The 23,416-nt window shown below is 49.9% G+C and carries 12 protein-coding genes, 3 rRNA genes and 3 riboswitches; of the genes, 13 read left to right on the forward strand and 2 right to left on the reverse strand.

What is annotated here, in order from left to right; genetic code table 11:
- Positions 1-110: 110 nt before the first annotated feature.
- The 12 genes from guaA to NSS79_RS03360 all read left to right on the forward strand — a co-directional run bounded on the left by guaA (position 111) and on the right by NSS79_RS03360 (position 19,433).
- Positions 111-1,649, forward strand: coding sequence for a glutamine-hydrolyzing GMP synthase (gene guaA / locus NSS79_RS03305; protein WP_038585625.1), 1,539 nt, complete (start codon positions 111-113; stop codon positions 1,647-1,649).
- Between the two features lie 497 nt (positions 1,650-2,146).
- A riboswitch (purine riboswitch) is annotated at positions 2,147-2,246 on the forward strand.
- A 127-nt stretch (positions 2,247-2,373) separates the two neighbouring features.
- Positions 2,374-3,774, forward strand: a complete 1,401-nt coding sequence (locus NSS79_RS03310; protein WP_342438263.1) for an NCS2 family permease — start codon at positions 2,374-2,376, stop codon at positions 3,772-3,774.
- Between the two features lie 175 nt (positions 3,775-3,949).
- Positions 3,950-5,953 (forward strand): glycosyltransferase family 39 protein, encoded by a 2,004-nt coding sequence (locus NSS79_RS03315; RefSeq protein WP_342438264.1) that lies wholly within the window; start codon positions 3,950-3,952, stop codon positions 5,951-5,953.
- Complete coding sequence (locus NSS79_RS03320; RefSeq protein WP_342438265.1) at positions 5,950-9,771, forward strand: phospholipid carrier-dependent glycosyltransferase; 3,822 nt, start codon at positions 5,950-5,952, stop codon at positions 9,769-9,771. Before NSS79_RS03315 ends, NSS79_RS03320 begins: the two co-directional genes overlap by 4 nt.
- A 43-nt stretch (positions 9,772-9,814) precedes the next feature.
- Complete coding sequence (locus NSS79_RS03325; protein ID WP_342438266.1) at positions 9,815-10,795, forward strand: glycosyltransferase family 2 protein; 981 nt, start codon at positions 9,815-9,817, stop codon at positions 10,793-10,795.
- Positions 10,785-11,189 carry a GtrA family protein gene (locus NSS79_RS03330; protein ID WP_342438267.1) on the forward strand — a complete coding sequence of 135 codons (405 nt, stop codon included), beginning with the start codon at positions 10,785-10,787 and terminating at the stop codon, positions 11,187-11,189. Before NSS79_RS03325 ends, NSS79_RS03330 begins: the two co-directional genes overlap by 11 nt.
- Positions 11,190-11,285: 96 nt before the next feature.
- On the forward strand, positions 11,286-11,897 hold the full coding sequence (locus NSS79_RS03335; protein ID WP_342438268.1) for a class D sortase: 612 nt from the start codon (positions 11,286-11,288) through the stop codon (positions 11,895-11,897).
- 77 nt (positions 11,898-11,974) lie between these two features.
- Positions 11,975-12,056: riboswitch (cyclic di-GMP riboswitch) on the forward strand.
- Positions 12,057-12,127: 71 nt separating this feature from the next.
- Positions 12,128-12,210, forward strand: a riboswitch (cyclic di-GMP riboswitch).
- Between the two features lie 13 nt (positions 12,211-12,223).
- Positions 12,224-13,030 (forward strand): transglutaminase-like domain-containing protein, encoded by an 807-nt coding sequence (locus NSS79_RS03340; protein WP_342438269.1) that lies wholly within the window; start codon positions 12,224-12,226, stop codon positions 13,028-13,030.
- A gap of 404 nt (positions 13,031-13,434) precedes the next feature.
- Positions 13,435-14,990: ribosomal RNA gene (locus NSS79_RS03345) — 16S ribosomal RNA — on the forward strand.
- A 245-nt stretch (positions 14,991-15,235) separates the two neighbouring features.
- Positions 15,236-18,164: ribosomal RNA gene (locus NSS79_RS03350) — 23S ribosomal RNA — on the forward strand.
- Between the two features lie 134 nt (positions 18,165-18,298).
- Positions 18,299-18,415: ribosomal RNA gene (gene rrf / locus NSS79_RS03355) — 5S ribosomal RNA — on the forward strand.
- Together the 16S, 23S and 5S rRNA genes form the textbook arrangement of a ribosomal RNA operon.
- Before the next feature lie 262 nt (positions 18,416-18,677).
- Positions 18,678-19,433, forward strand: coding sequence for an acyl-ACP thioesterase domain-containing protein (locus NSS79_RS03360; RefSeq protein ID WP_342438270.1), 756 nt, complete (start codon positions 18,678-18,680; stop codon positions 19,431-19,433).
- A 99-nt stretch (positions 19,434-19,532) separates the two neighbouring features.
- Here the strand turns inward: NSS79_RS03360 and NSS79_RS03365 are convergent, their stop codons facing one another.
- Both NSS79_RS03365 and tsaA read right to left on the reverse strand, forming a co-directional pair.
- Positions 19,533-20,471 (reverse strand): AraC family transcriptional regulator, encoded by a 939-nt coding sequence (locus tag NSS79_RS03365; RefSeq protein ID WP_342438271.1) that lies wholly within the window; start codon positions 20,469-20,471, stop codon positions 19,533-19,535.
- A 67-nt stretch (positions 20,472-20,538) separates the two neighbouring features.
- Positions 20,539-20,982, reverse strand: a complete 444-nt coding sequence (gene tsaA, locus NSS79_RS03370) for a tRNA (N6-threonylcarbamoyladenosine(37)-N6)-methyltransferase TrmO (protein ID WP_342438272.1) — start codon at positions 20,980-20,982, stop codon at positions 20,539-20,541.
- 128 nt (positions 20,983-21,110) lie between these two features.
- On the opposite strand from tsaA, the gene NSS79_RS03375 reads away from it, so the two are divergent.
- Positions 21,111-23,249 carry a DNA topoisomerase III gene (locus NSS79_RS03375; RefSeq protein WP_342438273.1) on the forward strand — a complete coding sequence of 713 codons (2,139 nt, stop codon included), beginning with the start codon at positions 21,111-21,113 and terminating at the stop codon, positions 23,247-23,249.
- Positions 23,250-23,416: the final 167 nt, after the last annotated feature.

Consider the following 23,416-nt stretch of genomic DNA (forward strand, 5'->3'; position numbering starts at 1 on the left):
AAGCGGCCGGATGAACTGCGCCAAAAGCATAAGATATGCGTGCCTTCCTTTCCTTGACGATGAGATTTATCCATGAGTATAATGAATCCAATAATCAAGGGAGGCACGTAATGAACAAGCCAAATGAAATGATCGTCGTTCTCGATTTCGGGGGACAGTATAACCAACTTATCGCGCGCAGAATTCGGGACCTGGGGGTATACAGCGAGCTTCTGCCGTACAATACGCCAATTGAGAAGATCAAAGCACTTTCGCCGAAGGGGATCGTATTCTCCGGAGGACCAAGCAGTGTGTATGCTGAGGACGCACCACATTTGGATCCGGCTATTTATGATTTGGGACTGCCGATTTTCGGCATTTGCTACGGCATGCAGCTCATGGCTCAGCAGCTCGGCGGCAAGGTGGAACGTGCAGCCAAACGTGAATACGGCAAAGCTGATGTCGATTTCGAAGCCGGTGCTGTGCTTGCAGCAGGCCTGGAGAGCAAACAGATGGTCTGGATGAGCCACGGCGACCATGTAGTGGAGCTTCCGTCCGGATTTAAGCTGGATGCCGGTACGGAGAGTGCGCCGATTGCCGCAATGAGCAATGCTGCCCGCAAATTCTTCGCGGTGCAGTTCCATCCGGAGGTTCGCCATTCCGTGAACGGCAATGAGATGATTTCGAACTTCCTGTACGAGATCTGCGGCTGTGAGGGCAAATGGACGATGGAATCATTCATTGACGATGCCATCAAGGATATCCGTGCCAAAGTCGGGGACAAGAAGGTGCTTTGCGCACTCAGCGGCGGCGTGGATTCCTCCGTTGTGGCCATGCTGATTCACCGGGCCATCGGCGATCAATTGACCTGTATGTTTATTGACCACGGCCTGCTGCGCAAAGGCGAAGCAGAGAGTGTAATGGAGACATTCGTCGGCAAATTCGATATTCATGTCGTGAAGATCGATGCCCGCGAGCGTTTCCTGGGCAAGCTGGCCGGTGTATCTGATCCCGAACAAAAACGTAAAATCATCGGCAATGAGTTTATCTATTGCTTTGACGAAGAATCGGCCAAGCTGGGTGACTTCGCATTCCTCGCCCAAGGTACACTGTACACGGATATTGTGGAGAGCGGAACAGCAACAGCACAGACTATCAAATCGCATCACAATGTCGGCGGATTGCCGGAAGACATGAAGTTCAGCCTGATCGAGCCTTTGAACACGCTGTTCAAGGATGAGGTCCGCAAACTGGGAGAAGAGCTGGGCATGCCGCGTGCCATCGTCTGGCGCCAGCCATTCCCGGGTCCTGGACTTGCTATCCGCGTATTGGGCGAAGTGACCGAAGAGAAGCTGACGATTGTCCGCGACTCCGATTACATCCTGCGCGAGGAAATCATCAAGGCCGGTTTGGACCAGGAAATTTGGCAGTATTTCACTGCACTCCCTAACATGAAGAGTGTCGGGGTTATGGGAGACGAGCGCACTTATTCCTACACCGTGGGTATCCGTGCAGTAACTTCCATCGACGGTATGACCGCTGACTGGGCGCGTATTCCGTGGGATATTCTTGAGAAAATCTCCGTGCGTATCGTCAACGAAGTGGATAACGTCAACCGCATCGTTTATGATATTACCTCGAAACCGCCTGCAACGATTGAATGGGAATAGCAATCAGCTGAATAAGAGTATATCCAGAGCCGGAACACCATTTTAACAGGGTGCTTCCGGCTTTTTTTTGTTGAATGTAAGAAAATGAATTCCGAATTATATAGATTGAGCTTAAAACTTGAGATAAGGGAAAGGAGCAAGGGAGGGGGATTTTGGAACTGGAGGAGCGGTAGTGTCCGCCTTTGTCTTCGGATTTCCACCGCTAATAGCGGTTAAGATCAAGAAATCCGAAGACAACAGCGGCCGGAAGTCCAAATATTCACCGTAGTTGCGACTGCTCCATCATCTCCTGCAGTGAGGAAGGTATTACAAGACTGCGGGAACTCGCAATGAAAATAGAGAAATACCGCCCGTTTCCTATGAGTGAGGTTCCGGATTAACCATTCCTGCAGATTTTGTCATGAAAATGTTTGATTTACGAACAATATTAAAAATATAACGCGCATTGTTCGTATTTGCCATTGACAACTTATGTGATGTACACCTAAAATGATAAAGCGTTGAGCAACATAAATATTCGTATAATTTCGGGAATCGGCCCGAAAGTCTCTACAAGGTCACCGTAATGACCTGGCTACGATTAAGAAGAGCGAGTTCCCGGAATCTTTGGCCTTTGCGCTGAAGACAGGCGGGTGAATCCTCTTTTTTCGGGCCGGTGTCTACCAAGATACCGGCTTTTCTGTTGCGCGCGAGACACTCACATAGATCTTAGGGGGAGAACAATTTGAATCGCTTTTTCAAGTTGAAAGAAAACGGCACCACAGTACGCACAGAGATTATGGCCGGTCTGACCACATTCATGGCAATGGCTTACATTCTTTCGGTTAATCCCAGCACTTTGACGGCTTTTGGCCGGATTGACATGGGCTGGTATTCCGTGTTTCTGGCTACAGCGCTGGCAGCTGGTATTTTTACAATTGCCATGGGACTTTTCATTAATTTCCCGGTAGCTCTGGCGCCTGGTATGGGCCTTAATGCATATTTCGCATCTGTGGTTTTATCCTCGGCTACAACTGAACATGAATTCACCTGGCAGATGGGTCTGACTGCCGTATTCATTTCCGGTATCATCTTCATCCTGCTGACGGTAACGAGGGTGCGGCAAATATTGCTCACAGCCATCCCTGACAATCTGAAGCATGCCATTACCGTTGGGATCGGGATGTTTATTACCATTATCGGCTTAAAGAACAGCGGTCTTATGACTATCGGCGTTGAAGCCGGCAGCGACATTGCTGCTAACAAGTTCACTGATGTTTTGTCCTTCGAAACTGTTATTCATATGGGAAGCCTTGAAAATACCAATGTCCAGCTGGTCATCATCGGCTTGCTGCTGATTTCCATTCTGATGGTGCTGCAAGTCCGCGGCGCAATTTTGTTCGGAATTCTGGGAACTACCGTTGTTGCCATCCTCATGGGTGCAGTTGATTTCAGCTCGCTGAACAATCCACAGACGCCTTGGGTTCCTGATTTCACACAGCTGAATTTCTGGGAATTTGACTGGGAAGGCATTATGCACACCGGTATTGTTTCCGCAATTGCCACCTTTACGTTCGTAGAATTGTTTGATACCTTTGGCACGCTTGTCGGTACTGCTGAACGTGCGGGAATTATGAAGGACAAGGAAGATGGCAAGAGACGTGTCGGCAATGCGATGTTTGTTGATGCGGTTGCTGTTGCCGGCGGTGCGATGCTGGGTACTTCCACCACTACTGCTTATGTAGAAAGTGCTGCCGGGGTTGCTGAAGGCGGCCGTACAGGTCTGACTGCTGTAACAACCGGTGTTTGCTTCCTGCTTGCTCTGTTCCTTGCTCCGGTGGTTGCGCTAATTCCTGGTTCCGCTACGGCAGCGGCATTGATTGTGGTCGGTGTGCTTATGGCGCAATCGATTCGCGAGATCGACTTTCAGGATATGGTTTATGCTATTCCAGCCTTCCTGACTTTCGTCATCATGCCGTTCACTTACAACATTGCCAACGGCATTTCGTTCGGGATTGTTACCTATGTAATCCTGGCTTGTGTAGCCAATCTGGCCGGCAAGAAGAAATACGATATCCACTGGATGATGTGGGTGCTCGCCGTTCTAATTGTGCTGCGCTACGTGTTGATCGGCAGCCAAGGCTAAGTCTACTTCTAATATAAACCCGAATATTACGGCTCCTTCTGTGATGAAGGGGCCGTTTTGCTGTAGCAGAACAAGAATCAAAGTACCTGTATCTTACGGTTTTGGCCAGGGACATCGACCGGGCCCGGTCTTTTCTTCAACCGGCATTTAGATTATATTGTTGAAGAGGTGATTAATGTTGTCCGGCATTGTTAATAGAGCGTACAGCTCCTGGAAGAACAACCCTTGGCCAGTGCTGATCTTCCTGCTGGGGGCTATCGTACGGGTGATATACATAGGGAGTATCCCTCCGGGACTTAACCAGGATGAAGCATCCATAGGCTATGATGCTTATGCCATCCTGCATTATGGGATAGACCGCAACGGCGTTCATCTGCCCGTTCATCTCATTTCCTGGGGCAGCGGGCAAAATGCACTTTATGCCTATTTATCGCTGCCTTTTCTCCTGCTGTTCGGTCTGACCCCACTGTCTGTGCGGGCGGTAAGTATCGTGATGGGGCTGCTGGGCATGTTATTTTTCTATTTAATTATGAGGCAGCTGTTCCCATCGAAAGTGGCCGGTCTTGCCGCCATGTTCTTTATCGCGATTAATCCTTGGCATATTATGATGTCAAGATGGGCGCTGGAGTCCAACCTGCTGCCTACTCTGGTATGTATTGCGGTATATTTTGGACTGAGATCCTTCCGTAGCGCCAAATGGACTTACGCTTTTACAATCCTGCTTGCCCTGTCGCTTTATGCATACGGAACAGCCTACTTTTTTGTACCTTTATTTGCCTTAGGCACCGCACTTCTTCTATTGTATAGTAGAGCGCTAAAATTACGGACATTATGGTGGAACAGCGCACTATTTATCCTGCTGGCCCTTCCCATATTTTTATTTGTAGTTATCAACCGCTATGAACAGCAGGGGATAGCGACTCCATTCTTTTCTATTCCCAAATTAACTATGCCGCGTGTAGAAGAGGTCTCTTCCGTATTCAGCGGACAGCTGCTGCAGACCGCGGCAGATAATTTTAGTGCTTTTGGCAAAATACTACTCAGCGGAAGCGACGGCCTGCCGTGGAATTCAATCTCACCGTATGGCTATGCTTACCCGATCGCTCTGCCTTTTGCTATAGCTGGCCTTCTTGTGATGATTCATGCGCTGCGGACACGCGGCCGCGAGGGTATCCCGCATGCGGTTGTGCTGCTGTGGCTCTCCCTTGCCGTACTCATGGCCTTTATCACGAGTGTGAATATCAACCGGATCAACATTATCTTTTATCCGTTGATCCTGCTGGTTGCAGCAGGGTTTACATGGCTATACCAAAAAATAAAAATTGCAGGCATCCTGTCTGCTCTTGCTTTCACCATTTTGTTCGGGGCATTCACGAATGCATACTTCCGTGATTTCCCCGGGCGTATCGGTCCGGCGTTTTATGATTCGCTGGGTGAGGCGATACAATATGCATCTGAACACAGTACAGAAGACGTCTACATTACGGATGAGATCAATATGCCTTATATCTTTGTGCTGTTTTACGAAAGAATCAATCCGCATGATTTTCTGGAATCTGTTGTCTATGCCAATCCGGGAGCGGCCTTTCAGCAGGTATCTGCCTTTGGCAGATACAGGTTCGGCAAACCGGACGTTGTGACTGGGAATTCGGCATATCTCTTCAGGAACGGAACCCCACTCCCTGAAGCCGTGGCAGGAGAGGGGACGGTCAAGCATTTTTCCAATTATAGTGTTCTTCTCGTTAAAGAGTATGCAGACGGGGGAACGCCCCTGGACACAACAGCGGATAAGGAGTTTTCAAACGGTGGTTTTGAAGAGGGGGCTGCAGGCTGGAGTTTTTCAGAGGGAACGGGGGTTGCCAGCAATAACCCGGGTGCCGGAACTTATCTTGCCTATCTTGATGCCGGTGGTGACAAAAGTGTCGTGCAGGCTTTTACAGCACCAACAGAGCCGGGGGAATACAAGCTGTCAGCCATGGTCAGTGCCGGCGGCGAGGGTGGAAAGATCGGATTGCGGGTGAACGGTATCGTGCAGGCTGAAGCAGAGCTGACCAAGGGAGACGAATACCATCAGATTACACTGCCGCCTGTTGCGCTAAATCAGGGAGATCGGGCAGAGATTTTTATAACCGGCGGGAACGGCTGGATTAACATTGACGAGGTGAGGTTGGAACGATGATCAAAAATACACGCGCGGCTGCTATCATTGTTTTGATGCTGTTATTGTTTGTGCTTCCGGTAACAAGCATCTATGCAGAAGGAAACTTATTGCAGAATCCAGGCTTTGAAGATGGGGAGGAGGGTGCACCCTCCAGCTGGACCAAGGATGCATGGATATCCGGAGACGGCTCCGGCGTATTGTCGGTCCAGTCCGAGGAGGTTCATTCCGGCAGTAAAGCCGCAGTCATTGAGAATCTTGAACCGAATCATCTGAAATGGGTGCAGAATATAAGCGTTGCTCCAGACAGCTATTACAAGATCTCGGGGTTTGTCAAAATCGCCAGCGCCGCAGGCCAGGGGCTGGGGGCTAATATATTCCCGGTCGGCATCGGCAGCGGGTATCCCGCTACAACCGATACTGCCGGAGACTGGCAGTATCTTGAGTTTATTGGTCAGACCGGGAAAGAGCAGACCGAACTTGGTATAGGTGCAGCCCTTGGCGGATATGCCAATTTGATTCAGGGCAAAGCTTACTTCGATGATTTGGCTGTAGAACAGCTGGATGCCGCCCCTGAGGGAGCTGGCGTCATTTCGCTGGATAGCGGCGCCGCCCAGGGAGGTGACAATCCGGCAGAGGAAACACCGCATAAGGTATCACCAGCCAAGCTGCTGCTGATCTCGGCGTTATTCAGTGTGTTCTTCGCTTTTCTATATAATAGAGCCCTCAGGAGCGACAGACTGCTGAAGCAGCCGGATGTGATTTATACAAGATGGCTTTATCTCATCGTTGGAGCTGCTTTAATCCTGCGGGTCTGGATTGGCCTGACTGCGCAGGGCTATCAGAATGACATGAATACCTTTATAGCCTGGGGCCAGCGCATGGTGGATTTGGGTCCGGGCAAGTTCTATGAGGAGGGTTATTTTGCAGACTATCCTCCAGGGTATTTATATATATTGTACCTGTTGTCCTCGATCCGCGGTTTATTCGGTTTGGCGCATGGCTCAGGCGGGGAAACGCTGCTCTTTAAACTGCCGGCGATCCTTTCCGATCTGGTGCTGGGGTATTTGATTTACAAAGGCGGCCGCAAAAAGCTCGGATCAGGCATGGCAATCGGCTTAAGTCTGCTCTTCTTGTTTAATCCGGCGGTGCTGATGGATTCTGCTGCCTGGGGACAGGCAGATTCGTTCTTTTTAGTGTTCTTGCTGCTTAGCATTGCCGGGGCCTCCGATAAAGCCTTTGTTCGTGCAGCGATATTTTTTGCCTTGGCCACGCTGATCAAACCGCAGGCACTTATCTTCACACCAGTCCTGCTGTTTGCCTTCTATCATCACCGGGCCTGGAAGCAGCTTGCGGTGGGCGCTCTTTACGGACTTGGGATCTTTGCCTTGCTGGCGGCACCATTCTTCTGGAATAACGGCGGGTTAGGCGCGCTTATTGATCTGTATAAGAGCACGCTGTCTTCCTATCCGTATTCTACGGTTAATGCGTTTAATCTCTATGCACTGACTGACCCGATGTGGTCCCCGCTCGATTTCACATGGCTTGGGATTACGTACCGGGTCTGGGGTTATGTCTGCATCCTGGCAGCAGTAGCCGTGGCGGCGTATTATTCCTTTAAGCGGGACCGCAAGGAGCTGTCCAAATCTTTCTTCATCGGCATGGTGCTGATTGTCATTATGTTTGTACTCGGAACCAAAATGCATGAGCGTTACATGTATCCGGTTCTGATTCTCTCACTGTTCGCTTATATTGAAAGCCGGGACCGCCGTTTTCTCACGCTGTTTCTCGGATTTTCGCTGACGCAATACATCAATGTAGGCTACACGCTGGCCCATCTGAACGCCGGAAATAATCCGCCTTCGGACGGAATTGTTCTGGTTACGTCGATTGCCAATCTCGCTTTGTTGTTATATATGCTGTACATTGGGTATTCGTTGTATATCCGTAACGAGACGAAGCTGCTTCCGCTGCCTTCTGCCCCTGCAGAGAAGTACGAAGCTGATATGAAACTCGCCGAGGAGCTTCGTCCGCTTCCGCAGCCGGGTAAGAGATCCAGGTTCAGAATGCAGCGTAAAGACTGGATCTGGATGCTGGCTATTACTGCCGTCTACGCAGCCCTGGCTCTTTACCACCTGGGCTCATCAAAAGCTCCCGAAACCTTATGGGAACCGGCTGCCAGCGGCGAAAGCTTTTATGCCGATCTGGGCCAGAGCCGCCAGTTGGAGCGTGTCAACGTATTTGGAGGTGTCGGGACCGGTAAATTCAAACTGGAATTCAGCCAGACGCCGGATGCCTGGAGCAGTCCGCTCGATGTGAATGAGGATGTCGGCAATGTATTCATCTGGAAAAGCCAGCCGCTGAACGTTGCGGCAAGATACGTGAAGCTTACGGTGACTTCACCGGGCTTTACCTTAAATGAAATGGCCTTCTACGAGCAGGGGGGCGGAAAAAATCCGCTTCCGGTTACAAGTGTCACCCCGGATGCCGGTGCAGCGCCAAAAAGAGGCGTCCCCTCCAACCTGTTTGACGAACAGTCAATCATACCGGAAAATACAGGTTTCATGAACAGCACCTATTTTGATGAGATTTACCATGCACGGACAGCTTATGAATACACGCATGGCATCGTCCCTTATGAGAATACCCACCCGCCGCTCGGCAAGCTTCTGATTGCTATCGGCATGGAGGTATTCGGTGTTAATCCGTTCGGCTGGCGGATTATCGGTACTTTGTTCGGAATCGCTATGCTGCCGCTAATCTATATCATGGCGTTGCGTTTGTTCAAAAAGAGCATTTACGCCGCCCTTGCCGCGGGACTGTTCGCACTGGATTTCATGCATTTCACGCAGACGCGGATTTCTACAATTGATGTATACGGCGTATTCTTCATCATGTTAATGTTCTATTTCATGCAGCGGTATTTCACGATGAATTTCTACCGTGTTCCGCTGCGCAAGACACTCGTCCCGCTGTTCTGGTCCGGATTGTTCTTCGGCATCGGCGTCGCCTCCAAATGGATTGTGCTCTATGGAGGAGCCGGGCTGGCCATTATGCTGGCGCTCGCCTTATTTGAACGCTATAGGGAACATAAGGCCGCTGGGCGTGTGCTGGCAGAAGGCAAATTAAGTGACCAGGAGCTCAAGGACGCCTGCCGGACGGCAGATAGTTCCTTCTGGAAGAACACCATCGTTACGCTGGCCAGCTGTGTTGTATTCTTTGTAGTTATTCCTGCCGTTATCTATAGCCTGTCCTTTATCCCTGCGCTGTCCGTAACAGCCGACGGGTTTACTGTAAAAGGCTTGATCGATGCGCAAAAGAATATGTATAACTACCACAGCCAGCTTGTCGCCACGCATCCGTTTGCTTCCTCCTGGTGGGAGTGGCCGTTTATGAAACGGCCGGTATGGTTCTTCAGCGGCGGCGAAGGATTGCCGGAAGGCAAGGTAAGCAGCATAGTCACCATAGGCAATCCGCTAATCTGGTGGACCGGGATCTTCGCGATGCTGGCTACGGTATGGCTTACCGTAAAACGGAAAGACAAAAGCATGTACATGATCTGGATCGGCTTTTTCTCGCAGTATGTCCCTTGGATGCTTGTACCGCGTGAGACGTTCCTATACCATTATTTTGCGATGGTACCGTTCATGATTCTTGCTATTGTATATATCATGAAGCTGTTGGACAGCAAATATCGGGAAGCTAGGTACATCCGGTATGCATACGTGGCTGTCGCAGCGCTGCTTTTTGTACTGTTCTATCCGGTGTTATCGGGAATGGTGGTTGACAAAGAATATGTGACGGATGTGCTGCGCTGGTTCCCTTCCTGGGTATTCTAGGAGGGGAGCGCGTAATGCTACAAAACTTTTAGGAGGAACAAAGGTGAAAGCCAGATACAGTGTAATTGTCCCCATGTACAATGAGGAAGAAGTTATTCAATATACGTATGAGCGGCTTAAGCAAGTCATGGACGAATGCGGTGATACCTATGAACTGATCTTCGTTAATGACGGGAGCCGGGATCGCACAGCTGAGATCATGAGTGGAATCAGCAGCAGCGACGAGCATGTTAAGCTGATTGACTTCTCCCGTAACTTCGGCCATCAGGTCGCGATTACGGCCGGAATGGACTATGCGCAAGGCCAGGCTGTTGTGGTGATTGACGCGGATCTTCAAGATCCGCCCGAGGTCATTTTGCAGATGATTGCCAAGTGGAAAGAGGGCTATGAGGTAGTTTACGCCAAGCGGCTGAAACGGCATGGGGAGACTATTTTCAAGAAAGTGACCGCCAAGCTCTTTTACCGTCTGCTCAGCAGCATGACTAGTGTGGAGATTCCCACCGATACAGGCGACTTCCGGCTCATCGACCGTAAAGTATGCGATGTGCTGCGCGGTCTCAAAGAGAAAAACCGCTATGTCAGAGGTTTGGTAAGCTGGGTCGGCTTCCGGCAGACGATGGTGGAATATGTGCGGGAGGAACGTTTTGCAGGTGAAACCAAATACCCGCTGAAGAAAATGATCCGGTTTGCGGTTGACGGCATCACCTCATTTTCACATAAGCCGCTGAAAATAGCCTCATATGTAGGCTTCTTTCTCTCCTTCTCCAGCTTTGTGTATCTGTTCTTTGTATTGTTCCAGAGAATCTTTTTCACCTCATGGACGGTTCCGGGCTGGGCTTCCATCGTCGGTGTGAATTTGTTGTTTAACGGCATCGTGCTGATGCTGCTTGGCGTAATAGGTGAATATATTGGACGGATATATGATGAATCCAAGGATAGACCGCTGTATATCGTGCGTGAGACCAAGGGTTACCGGGGCGGGGAGCATGAGGAGCGGCAAGAGGACAATGATTATGGCAGATAGGAAGCTGAATGCGGGATTTATCCAGTTTTTAAAATTTAATGCTGTAGGCTTACTGAATACGCTGATTGATTTCGCCGTATTTACCTTGCTGCATTCTCTGGGTATGATGAACACCCCGGCACAGATTATTTCTTATAGCGCAGGGACAGCGAACAGTTTCTTTTGGAACAAGAAGGTGACCTTTAAGGATAAGAGTCAGACTAGCAAGGACAGTTTTGACCGTATGCAATTAGTCCGATTCATCATACTGAACCTGGTTGTACTGGGGATATCAGTGCTGCTGATGCATCTGCTAACGGACAAATTTGGAGTTCAGGTGCTGATTTCCAAAGTGCTGGTTACGTTCGTCACCGTCATTATCAATTTCTTTGGCAGCCGTAAATGGGTATTTTAAGTCAGATGTCGGGCCGTGGAGTTTCTTTATCTAAAAGATCGGGGGGATTTGATGCGTAAGTTTTCCTATTTGATCATAATTGCAGGAGTTCTAGTCATGCTGTATCCAAAAGCGAGCGAATGGTATAACGACCGGCAGCAAGAGAAGCTGCTGAAGGAGGCTGAACAGGCTTATAGTGAGCTGGCCCCTTCGTCAGAGCCCGATCTGAAAAAACAGTATGCCGAGGTCACTGCACTGCTGGCAGAAGAATCAGCTGGGGATGAACCAGCGCAGGCTGCCGAACCGGCAGAGCAGGAAATAGAGGTCGGCGGCAAAGTGACCGGAATTATCACAATCGACAAAATCGATTTGAAATTGCCCATATTGGAAGGGGCGACCAAAGCCAACATGAAACATGCCGCAGCCCATATGAAGGAAACCGCTCCAATCGGTGAAATAGGCAATGCTGCCATAGCTGCACACAGGTCTAGGACTGCAGGGAGATTATTCAACAGACTGAATGAAGTAAAGGTCGGAGATACCATTTCCGTCAAGACAAGCGATCAGGAGTATAAATACGAGGTTTATGATATCTCGATTGTTGAGCCTACGGATGTGTCTGTACTGAACGGGAATAAACAAGATAAAATCCTTACCCTCATTACATGTGATCCTTTGGTAAATCCGACCCATCGACTGATTATCCACGCTAAAATTATAAAAATTTAAATGAATTAAGTAGAAATCTAGTGATTTAGGTCTTGTAACTAGGCATTAATATGATACTATATAACTATAAAAGCTAAACACGATAACGGCAAACCTATCGAAAGGTAGGGACGCAAAGCTAAAGGGCCTTCCCGGTAAGGATGGCAGCCAGCTACCGAATGAAGAGGCTTTTTTTGTTTGTTCTTAAGATGAGTCTAGTATATTCCAATAGTAGTAGACAGATAAAGCTTAAACGATAACGGCAAACCTATCGAAAGGTAGGGACGCAAAGCTAAAGGGCCTTCCCGGGTATGGATGGCAGCCAGCTACCGAAAGGGGTTTTATCCATGAAGAAGTTCTATTATATGTTCTTGACCTTGTTCGTCCTGGTTACTTCAGTTCAAGTAAGTACAGCTAACGCTTCCAGCGTAGAGTCAGACTGGTTAAATACATCGCAATTGAGCCAAGGGGTTGTCCAAGTTTCCTATGATGTTCCCAAGGACAAACGTATCAAGCTCATGATTACTAAAGACAATAAGAGCTACTCTTATAACTTATATGCCTCCAAAGCTACAGAAACGTTTCCACTGCAGCAGGGGAATGGCGCTTATAAAGTGTCAGTCCTAGAGAACACCAGCGGCAACAAATACAAAGTACTTTCTTCCGAAACCGTAGACCTGAGCATGAGCAACACCAACGCCGTATATTTGAGTTCCGTACAGAATGTGAAATGGAATTCTTCCGATAAAGCAGTACTGAAAGCTAAGCAGCTTACGCAAGGGCTGACCACTGATGAAGCAAAGGTACAAGCTATCTATAATTACATCGTGGCGAATGTAAAGTACGACTACACCTTAGCGGCTAATGTTACGCAGGATTATATCCCGAACAACGACAACACACTCGCTAGTAAGAAAGGGATTTGCTACGATTATGCATCTTTGTTCGCCACCATGCTCCGCAGTGAAGGAATTCCGACAAAGCTGGTAATGGGCAATACGAGTTATGTATCTGTATATCATGCCTGGAATGAAGTATTGCTTAACGGCAAATGGGTAACGATTGATACGACAGTGGACGCCGGATTGGGTAAGAACAAAGAAACAGGCTTCACCAAAGCGTCGAGCAAATATACAGCAGCTAAGATCTACTAATCCAATAGAATGATGATTACCCTAAGATAACCCGCTTAATATTTAAGCCGGTTATCTTTTTTTTGTTTAAGGGGTTGCTTTTTTATATTGATGTGGGGTATTATAGGTAAGCGTTGTTAGAGCGCACCCAAGTAAATAAGGAATGGCTGAAAAGTTGTTTCAAAAAAAGCTTGCGTTTCTAAATCAAACGTGATATATTATAAGAGTTGCTGGTGACGAGATAATCGACACTCACAACGAGCTTGATCTTTGAAAACTGAACAACGAGTGAGTATGGAAATCACGCAAGTGAGATCCAAAATGGATGAGTTTCACAGCGTATTTATACGCTTTGGAAATTTCATCTTGAGAATGTAAATTCTCGTCAGATGTTTCAAATTGAGCAATCGCTCTTTCTAAATACCAATTTGGAGAGTTTGATCCTGGCTCAGGACGAACGCTGGCGGCGTGCCTAATACATGCAAGTCGAGCGGAGTTATGAAGGAGCTTGCTCCGGATTAACTTAGCGGCGGACGGGTGAGTAACACGTAGGCAACCTACCTCTTTGACTGGGATAACTACCGGAAACGGTAGCTAATACCGGATAATTCCTTTGTTCACATGGACGAAGGATGAAAGGCGGAGCAATCTGCTACAAGGAGATGGGCCTGCGGCGCATTAGCTAGTTGGTGGGGTAACGGCTCACCAAGGCGACGATGCGTAGCCGACCTGAGAGGGTGAACGGCCACACTGGGACTGAGACACGGCCCAGACTCCTACGGGAGGCAGCAGTAGGGAATCTTCCGCAATGGGCGAAAGCCTGACGGAGCAACGCCGCGTGAGTGATGAAGGTTTTCGGATCGTAAAGCTCTGTTGCCAGGGAAGAACGTCCGGTAGAGTAACTGCTACCGGAGTGACGGTACCTGAGAAGAAAGCCCCGGCTAACTACGTGCCAGCAGCCGCGGTAATACGTAGGGGGCAAGCGTTGTCCGGAATTATTGGGCGTAAAGCGCGCGCAGGCGGCTATTTAAGTCTGGTGTTTAAACCTTGGGCTCAACCTGAGGTCGCACTGGAAACTGGGTGGCTTGAGTACAGAAGAGGAAAGTGGAATTCCACGTGTAGCGGTGAAATGCGTAGATATGTGGAGGAACACCAGTGGCGAAGGCGACTTTCTGGGCTGTAACTGACGCTGAGGCGCGAAAGCGTGGGGAGCAAACAGGATTAGATACCCTGGTAGTCCACGCCGTAAACGATGAGTGCTAGGTGTTAGGGGTTTCGATACCCTTGGTGCCGAAGTTAACACAGTAAGCACTCCGCCTGGGGAGTACGGTCGCAAGACTGAAACTCAAAGGAATTGACGGGGACCCGCACAAGCAGTGGAGTATGTGGTTTAATTCGAAGCAACGCGAAGAACCTTACCAGGTCTTGACATCCCTCTGAATCCACTAGAGATAGTGGCGGCCTTCGGGACAGAGGAGACAGGTGGTGCATGGTTGTCGTCAGCTCGTGTCGTGAGATGTTGGGTTAAGTCCCGCAACGAGCGCAACCCTTGACTTTAGTTGCCAGCAGGTAAGGCTGGGCACTCTAGAGTGACTGCCGGTGACAAACCGGAGGAAGGTGGGGATGACGTCAAATCATCATGCCCCTTATGACCTGGGCTACACACGTACTACAATGGCCGGTACAACGGGAAGCGAAGCCGCGAGGTGGAGCCAATCCCAGCAAAGCCGGTCTCAGTTCGGATTGCAGGCTGCAACTCGCCTGCATGAAGTCGGAATTGCTAGTAATCGCGGATCAGCATGCCGCGGTGAATACGTTCCCGGGTCTTGTACACACCGCCCGTCACACCACGAGAGTTTACAACACCCGAAGTCGGTGGGGTAACCCGCAAGGGAGCCAGCCGCCGAAGGTGGGGTAGATGATTGGGGTGAAGTCGTAACAAGGTAGCCGTATCGGAAGGTGCGGCTGGATCACCTCCTTTCTATGGAGAATCGTCACCTGCAACGGTGACATTCAAATCGGAAGCTTAGCTTCCAAAACTCAGGTTTAGGCCTGTTACTCACTCGTTGGTCAGTTTTGAGAGTTTAAGCTCTCAAGTAACACCTTGATCCTTGAAAACTGGATACCGAAACGAATTTGCGTTTTAGAACATCTTTTAGCTGAAACTTGTGTGAACAAGTTTTAATTAATAGTGATACTAGCGATTTTCCTAACGGAAAACGCATTGGTTAAGCTAATAAGAGCACACGGAGGATGCCTAGGCGCCAGGAGCCGACGAAGGACGTGGCGAACAACGAAACTGCCTCGGGGAGCTGTAAGCAAGCTTTGATCCGGGGGTGTCCGAATGGGGAAACCCAGCTGTGGTAATTCGCAGTTACTTCTCTCTGAATACATAGGGGAGATAGAGGCAGACCAGGGGAACTGAAACATCTAAGTACCCTGAGGAAGAGAAAACAATAGTGATTCCGTCAGTAGCGGCGAGCGAACGCGGAACAGCCTAAACCAAGGGGCTTGCCCCTTGGGGTTGTGGGACGTCTCACATGGAGTTACAAAGGAATATGGTAGGCGAAGAGGTCTGGAAAGGCCCGCGATAGAGGTAAAAGCCCTGTAGCCTAAACTGTGTTCTCTCCGAGACGGATCCCGAGTAGTGCGGGGCACGTGAAACCCCGTATGAATCCAGCAGGACCATCTGCTAAGGCTAAATACTACCTGGCGACCGATAGTGAAACAGTACCGTGAGGGAAAGGTGAAAAGCACCCCGGAAGGGGAGTGAAATAGAACCTGAAACCGTGTGCTTACAAAAAGTCAGAGCCCGATCTAGGGGTGATGGCGTGCCTTTTGTAGAATGAACCGGCGAGTTACGTTTAACATGCAAGGTTAAGGTGAGAAGCCGGAGCCGCAGCGAAAGCGAGTCTGAATAGGGCGAATGAGTATGTGGACGTAGACCCGAAACCGTGTGATCTACCCCTGTCCAGGGTGAAGGTGCGGTAACACGCACTGGAGGCCCGAACCCACGTATGTTGAAAAATGCGGGGATGAGGTGGGGGTAGCGGAGAAATTCCAATCGAACTCGGAGATAGCTGGTTCTCCCCGAAATAGCTTTAGGGCTAGCCTCGGTGAATGGAGTGGTGGAGGTAGAGCACTGATTGGGTGCGGGGCCCGCAAGGGTTACCAAGCTCAGTCAAACTCCGAATGCCATTAACTTCTTGCCGGGAGTCAGACAGTGAGTGCTAAGATCCATTGTCAAAAGGGAAACAGCCCAGACCATCAGCTAAGGTCCCCAAGTGTGTGTTAAGTGGGAAAGGATGTGGAGTTGCACAGACAACCAGGATGTTGGCTTAGAAGCAGCCACCATTGAAAGAGTGCGTAATAGCTCACTGGTCGAGTGACTCTGCGCCGAAAATGTAACGGGGCTAAACACACCACCGAAGCTATGGCTAGATGCACTAGCATCTGGGGTAGGGGAGCGTTGTATGCAGGTTGAAGGTGTACCGTAAGGAGCGCTGGACAGCATACAAGTGAGAATGCCGGTATGAGTAACGAAAAGATCAGTGAGAATCTGATCCGCCGAAAGCCCAAGGTTTCCTGAGGAAGGCTCGTCCGCTCAGGGTAAGTCGGGACCTAAGGCGAGGCCGAAAGGCGTAGTCGAAGGACAACAGTTTGAAATTACTGTACCACCGTAATCCGCTATGAGCGATGGGGTGACGCAGGAGGGTAGTGACGCGGACTGATGGATGTCCGTCTAAGCAGTGAGGCTGGTGTGTAGGCAAATCCGCACACCATTAAGGCTGGGCTGTGATGGGGAGCGAAAATTGTAGTAGCGAAGGTCATGATCTCACACTGCCAAGAAAAGCCTCTAGCCAGGAGAAGGTGCCCGTACCGCAAACCGACACAGGTAGGCGAGAAGAGAATTCTAAGGCGCGCGGAAGAACTCTCGTTAAGGAACTCGGCAAAATGACCCCGTAACTTCGGGAGAAGGGGTGCCTCGGTAGGGTGAATAGCCCGAGGGGGCCGCAGTGAAAAGGCCCAAGCGACTGTTTAGCAAAAACACAGGTCTGTGCGAAGCCGCAAGGCGAAGTATACGGGCTGACGCCTGCCCGGTGCTGGAAGGTTAAGGGGAGCGGTTAGGACTTAGTCCGAAGCTGTGAACCGAAGCCCCAGTAAACGGCGGCCGTAACTATAACGGTCCTAAGGTAGCGAAATTCCTTGTCAGGTAAATTCTGACCCGCACGAATGGCGTAACGACTTGGGCGCTGTCTCAACGAGAGATCCGGTGAAATTTTAATACCTGTGAAGATGCAGGTTACCCGCGACAAGACGGAAAGACCCCATGGAGCTTTACTGCAGCTTGATATTGAATTTGGGTACGATCTGTACAGGATAGGTGGGAGCCGTAGAGGCAGGAGCGCAAGCTTCTGCGGAGGCGCCGTTGGGATACCACCCTGATCGTATCTAGGTTCTAACCTGGTACCCTAATCGGGTACGGGGACCGTGTCAGGCGGGCAGTTTGACTGGGGCGGTCGCCTCCTAAAGAGTAACGGAGGCGTTCAAAGGTTCCCTCAGAATGGTTGGAAATCATTCGAAGAGTGCAAAGGCATAAGGGAGCTTGACTGCGAGACCAACAAGTCGAGCAGGGACGAAAGTCGGACTTAGTGATCCGGTGGTACCGCATGGAAGGGCCATCGCTCAACGGATAAAAGCTACCCTGGGGATAACAGGCTTATCTCCCCCAAGAGTCCACATCGACGGGGAGGTTTGGCACCTCGATGTCGGCTCATCGCATCCTGGGGCTGAAGTAGGTCCCAAGGGTTGGGCTGTTCGCCCATTAAAGCGGTACGCGAGCTGGGTTCAGAACGTCGTGAGACAGTTCGGTCCCTATCTGTCGTGGGCGCAGGAAATTTGAGAGGAGCTGTCCTTAGTACGAGAGGACCGGGATGGACGTACCGCTGGTGCATCAGTTGTTCCGCCAGGAGCATGGCTGAGTAGCTACGTACGGACGGGATAAGCGCTGAAAGCATCTAAGCGTGAAGCCCCCCTCAAGATGAGATTTCCCAATTAGTAAGACCCCTTGAAGACGACGAGGTAGATAGGTTGGAGGTGGAAGTGCAGCAATGCATGGAGCTGACCAATACTAATCGGTCGAGGGCTTATCCAACAATTTAAGACGCAGATTCGTTTCGGATTCAGTTTTCAGGCGATCAAGCCTGCAACACCTAAGCTGCATGTCCTTTCAGAGGATAGATCTTTTCTCGCAGCGATTTCGAGAAGCGGAAGCTTCGAAAAATCATGTTTGGTGGCGATAGCGGAGGGGTTCCACGCGTACCCATCCCGAACACGACCGTTAAGCCCTCCAGCGCCGATGGTACTTGGACCGAAGGGTCCTGGGAGAGTAGGACGCCGCCAAGCACACAAAGCCATTGTTGAGTTTCTCAACAGTGGCTTTTTTGTTGTCTTTTGCGTTAAGATTTAACTGCTGGCTATTGAATGTGGATAGGATAGGGGATAAAGTGAATAGAAGAAAAACTTGTCCACATGTGGATAAGAATCATGAAATATACAATGAATCAAAAGTACTCCCCAATTAATGTGGATAGTATTGAGTATTTGTGGATATATGTGACTTTTAATGTTGATAATAGGGAGCTTCGCAAGCAAAGGGGATATCTCAGTGGATAATACAGACGATCTTGTGTGGATAGAAAGATTTGTAGTTCAAGCCAGCGATACAGATTACCGTTCCCAGGCTAAGCTGTCTTTTATTCTGGAAATGATGCAGCGTACGGCTGACTCAGCGGTAAGTGCACTTGGCCTTAGTCTTGAACAGATGCTGGAGGCCGGAATGGGCTGGATGATGATCACTCTTGATCTGGAGTTTAAACGTATTCCCCGGCTGAATGATGAGTTGACAGTGCACACATGGAGTAAAGGGACCAAAGGAGCGATGTGGCAGCGTGACTACCGTATTTATGATAAAGATCATACAGAGGTAGCCGTGGCGCGATCCATCTGGGCGCTTGTGGATACGGAGAAGCGTAAGCTGCTGCGGCCATCTGCTCTTCCCATATCCGTACTGCATTATGAAGGTGATTCGGTTGGCAGTATTCCAGATAAGGTAACCATTCCTCAGGACATCTCCATGGAACAAGCTTACCGGTATCAGGTCAGATATAGTGGTCTGGACAGCAATAATCATTTGAACAATGCACGTTATGGTGATTTGTGCTGCGATGTTTTGTCTCTGGAGGAATGGGGTGTGAAGGAACTGAAGCGGTTCCGGATTACTTATGTACAGGAGGCAAAGTATGGGGATGAACTGATGATTGTGCGGTCACAGCTAACAAGTGAAGGTGCATTTGTTCAGGGAAAGCTGGAGCAGGCCATATCATTTGCAGCTTGTCTGGAACTTGGTGAAGAAGCTCATTAACGGAAATACATATAGGAATTATACATGAGGGGAAACTATCCAAGACTTAGAAACCCTATACAAATGTCCGTGTCTGCTTAGCAGATACGGACATTTGTGTTACAGCAGTTCCAAGGGAACATAAATCTCGCTTATTGAATTTTTGTCATCCGGGCCCAGATATTGCTCACCATAATATTCGAATTCGTAAGGCAGGGAAAGCCGGTATTCGCTTTTTGGAAGCCAAGTCTCATAAATATATTTGTAGGTATAAGAGACATCCTTCGACAACCCTTTATGTATGAACTTTAAATAGGTGGCTGCAGGCAAGGTATACACAGGAAAATCCGCTGATAGTGGCGCTTGTTCAGAGGTGTCGGTATGGCGATAAGAGGTTTGAGTTACGTCATATTGATGACGGCCCGATATCTCTGGCTGAGGGTAAAGCTCGCAAGCACATATAAAGGAAACCCCGCTGTTTTCAAAATCGTCAGCCCAGTAGCCCACTTGATAATACCGTTCGGGAAGCCTGCGGCCGTGCAGGCTGGGCACTCTGGTGAACAGCTGGGACCAGGCTTCGGAGATTACAGAATAGTCAGCGATAACGTTCACAATAGGTCCCTTGAGAGTAATTTCATCTAGCTTTACGATCTGCGGAGGCGTTCCTTGAACTACAGGCAAATGAAGCAGGTCCTGTTCGTGAAGCCGGTGCAGCAGTGGAAGCAGAGGATTATTTCGTTTATTACGGACCTGCGTCGGTGTGGTATGCAGCAACCTTTTAAAGGCCCTGGTGAAGGTCTCGTAGTCGTTAAAATGATAATCCAGTGCAATGTCCTGGAAAGAACGCTCCGGCCATTGTTTAAGATCCTTGGCAGCCTCGGTAATTTTGCGCCTGGCTATATAATCCCCCGGTGTTATCCCCGTAATGGCCTGGAATAAACGAATGAAGTGATACAGAGAATAGCCGGTTCTCCTGGAGAGGGCAGTGACAGACAATGGAGATTTCAGTTCAGCTTCAATATGGTCCAAAGCCTGGACGATGAGCTGGTAATTGTTCATGTCTACCCCCTCAGGAATTAATGGAATAAAATGTAACTCTCTGCAGTTGAGCAGCTATCAGCACTAATTAATCAGCTACCCAGTCTCCCCAACCGGCGGCCCATTCAGGGACAGTGACATCTTTGACGCGGTCCGTACTGGGAAAGTAAGCCTTGATATCGAGGATTGGCGTACCAGGGTAAGTATCCAGTCCGGCAACCTCGACAATGCCCGATTCCATATCGACAGACACTATGGCAGCTACACTAAGGCCTAAAGGATTGGGGCGGACAGGAGAGCGGGAAGCAAAAACTCCACTTACAGGTGCCTCATATGGAGGCTGAACCTGTGTGGTTTGCCGGAAGTGGTCATCCGCAAACTCATGAATCCACCAAAGGATTTGGCAGTGGCTGAAATTTTGCAGGCCTTTCAAGGCAGGGTGAAATTCAGGTTTTAGCTCAAGACGCAGATTGTCAGGCTGCCCGGCAACCACACCTACTGGTATGACATTATACACTTCTTGCTTGGACATTTGCTGTGACTCCTTTCGGATAACGGATACAGCCTATTGTATAATGTGGAGGCAGAATTCAGCCTGACGATATTTGCGGTCTTTTAGATCATGGTATAATAGGTTGTTGGCAAGGAAGGGAGAGAATTATGAAGGTATTGGTATTGGCGGAAAAGCCGTCGGTTGCGCGTGAGATTGCCCGGGTGCTGGGTTGCGGGAATAAACAGAAGAGCTATATTGAAGGTCCGAAATATGTAGTTACCTGGGCTTTAGGGCATTTGGTCGGTCTGGCAGAACCTGAAGACTATAACAATAAATTTGCTTCTTGGGCATTGGAGGATTTGCCGATTCTGCCGGAGAAGGCCAAACTGAAGGTGCTGCGTGAGACAAGCCAGCAGTATAAGGCTGTGCAGCAGCTGATGAAACGCCAGGATATCGACGAACTGATCGTTGCAACGGATGCAGCGCGGGAAGGGGAGCTTCTGGCCCGCTGGATCATGAATATGGCCGGCTGGAAAAAGCCGTTCCGGCGTCTATGGATTTCTTCGCAGACGGATAAGGCGATCAAAGAGGGATTTGCGTCACTGCGTCCGGGTCGGGATTTTGACCGTCTGTATGAATCGGCGCGCTGCCGTGCAGAGGCGGATTGGATGATTGGTCTTAACGTTACCCGTGCTTTAACCTGCAAGTTCGGTGCTCCGCTGTCGGCAGGCCGTGTGCAGACACCCACACTCGGCATGATCATGGACCGGGAGAACGAAATTACAGGCTTCCGTTCCCAGGAGTATGAGATGTTGACCGCGGATTTTGGGAATTTCCAGGCGGGTTGGCGTGCGCCGGGCGGGGATGGCCGGATTTTTGACAAGGAGAAGACAGCGAAGCTCAATGCCAAGCTTACCGGCCGAAGCGGGCGTATCGCCAAGGTGCAAAAAAGCGAGAAAAGCGAGCCGCATCCACTGGCTTATGATCTCACCGAGCTGCAGAGGGATGCCAACCGCAAGTTCGGCTTCTCGGCAAAACAAACATCCAGTGTGCTGCAGCGTCTATACGAGCAGCATAAGCTGGTCACTTATCCGCGTACGGACAGCCGTTATCTAACTTCGGATATGACGGGGACGTTAAAGGAACGGCTGGACAGCATCGCTGTCGGACCCTATGCGGCATTGGCACGGCCTCTGCTGCGTAAACCGCTGCCCATTACAAAGCGGATAGTAGATGACAGCAAGGTGAGCGATCACCATGCCATTATTCCTACGGAGCAGACAGTGCTCTTAAATCTGCTTAGTGCGGAAGAGCGTAAGCTTTATGATCTGATCGTACGGCGATTTATCAGCCTGTTCTATCCGCCGGCCCGTTATGACGCGGTGGCCGTCACGGTAAGCGTGGAAGGCGAGAGCTTTCATGTGAAAGGCACCACGGTAAAGGACGCAGGCTGGCGTGAGGTATACGGCGGTGATATGAGCAATGACGACGAAGAAGACAATACTGCCGATGAGCCTGCGGCAAGCAGTGTGAAGCTGCCGGAGCTGCGTGAAGGGGAGGCCGTTAAGATTGTGCGCTGTGTGATCCGTCCAGGGCGGACACAGCCGCCCAAACGGTATAACGAGGCTTCGCTGCTGACTCAGATGGAGAAGCATGGCCTCGGAACACCTGCAACCCGGGCCGATATCATTGAGAAGCTGGTCAGCTCGGATACGATCGAGCGGCAAGGCAATTCTCTTCACCCGACAGGCAAAGGGAAGCAGTTGATTGAACTAGTCTCGGCACAGCTGCGCACGCCGGAGCTGACGGCGCGCTGGGAGGCCGAGCTGGAGAAGATCGCCCGCGGACAAGGGCGGCCCGAGCCTTTTCTGCAAGGCATCCGCAGTATGGCGCAGGAACTCGTATCCGGCGTCAAAAGCAGCGGCGCAGAATACAAGCCGCATAATGTCTCCAGCAGCCATTGTCCTGAATGCGGGACAAGAATGCTGGAGAAGAAGACCAAAAAGGGCAAGCTGCTGGTCTGCCCTGCTGATGACTGCGGCTATACCCGTGCCGGAGAGAAACGGCTTTCGAACCGCCGTTGTCCGCAGTGCCATAAGAAAATGGAGCTCAAAGAAGGCAAGGCGGGTCTCTACGTACAGTGTCTTGGCTGCGGAATAACAGAGACAATGGACAAGGACCACAAGCATATCAATAAACGTGAGCAGCAGAAGCTCGTGCAGCAGTACAGCAAGCCAGAAAGCGTAGGCTCGAATCTGGGTGAGCTACTCAAAGCGGCAATGGAGGCCAAACAGAAGGGGAATTAAGCTTAATAACCTCTGTGAAGAAGACATTCAACCATAAATTAAAAACCTAAATAAGTCTGCCGGAATTCCCGGCAGGCTTGTTTAGGTTAAGAAGGACCTGTCAAACAAAAGACAGATATGTTTTACTAAGAAGATTGCAAAAGAGCAGGAGCAACTCTAAAAAATGA

The sequence above is a fragment of the Paenibacillus sp. FSL L8-0436 genome, assembly GCF_038593025.1.
Classification (GTDB): Bacteria; Bacillota; Bacilli; order Paenibacillales; family Paenibacillaceae; genus Paenibacillus_AQ.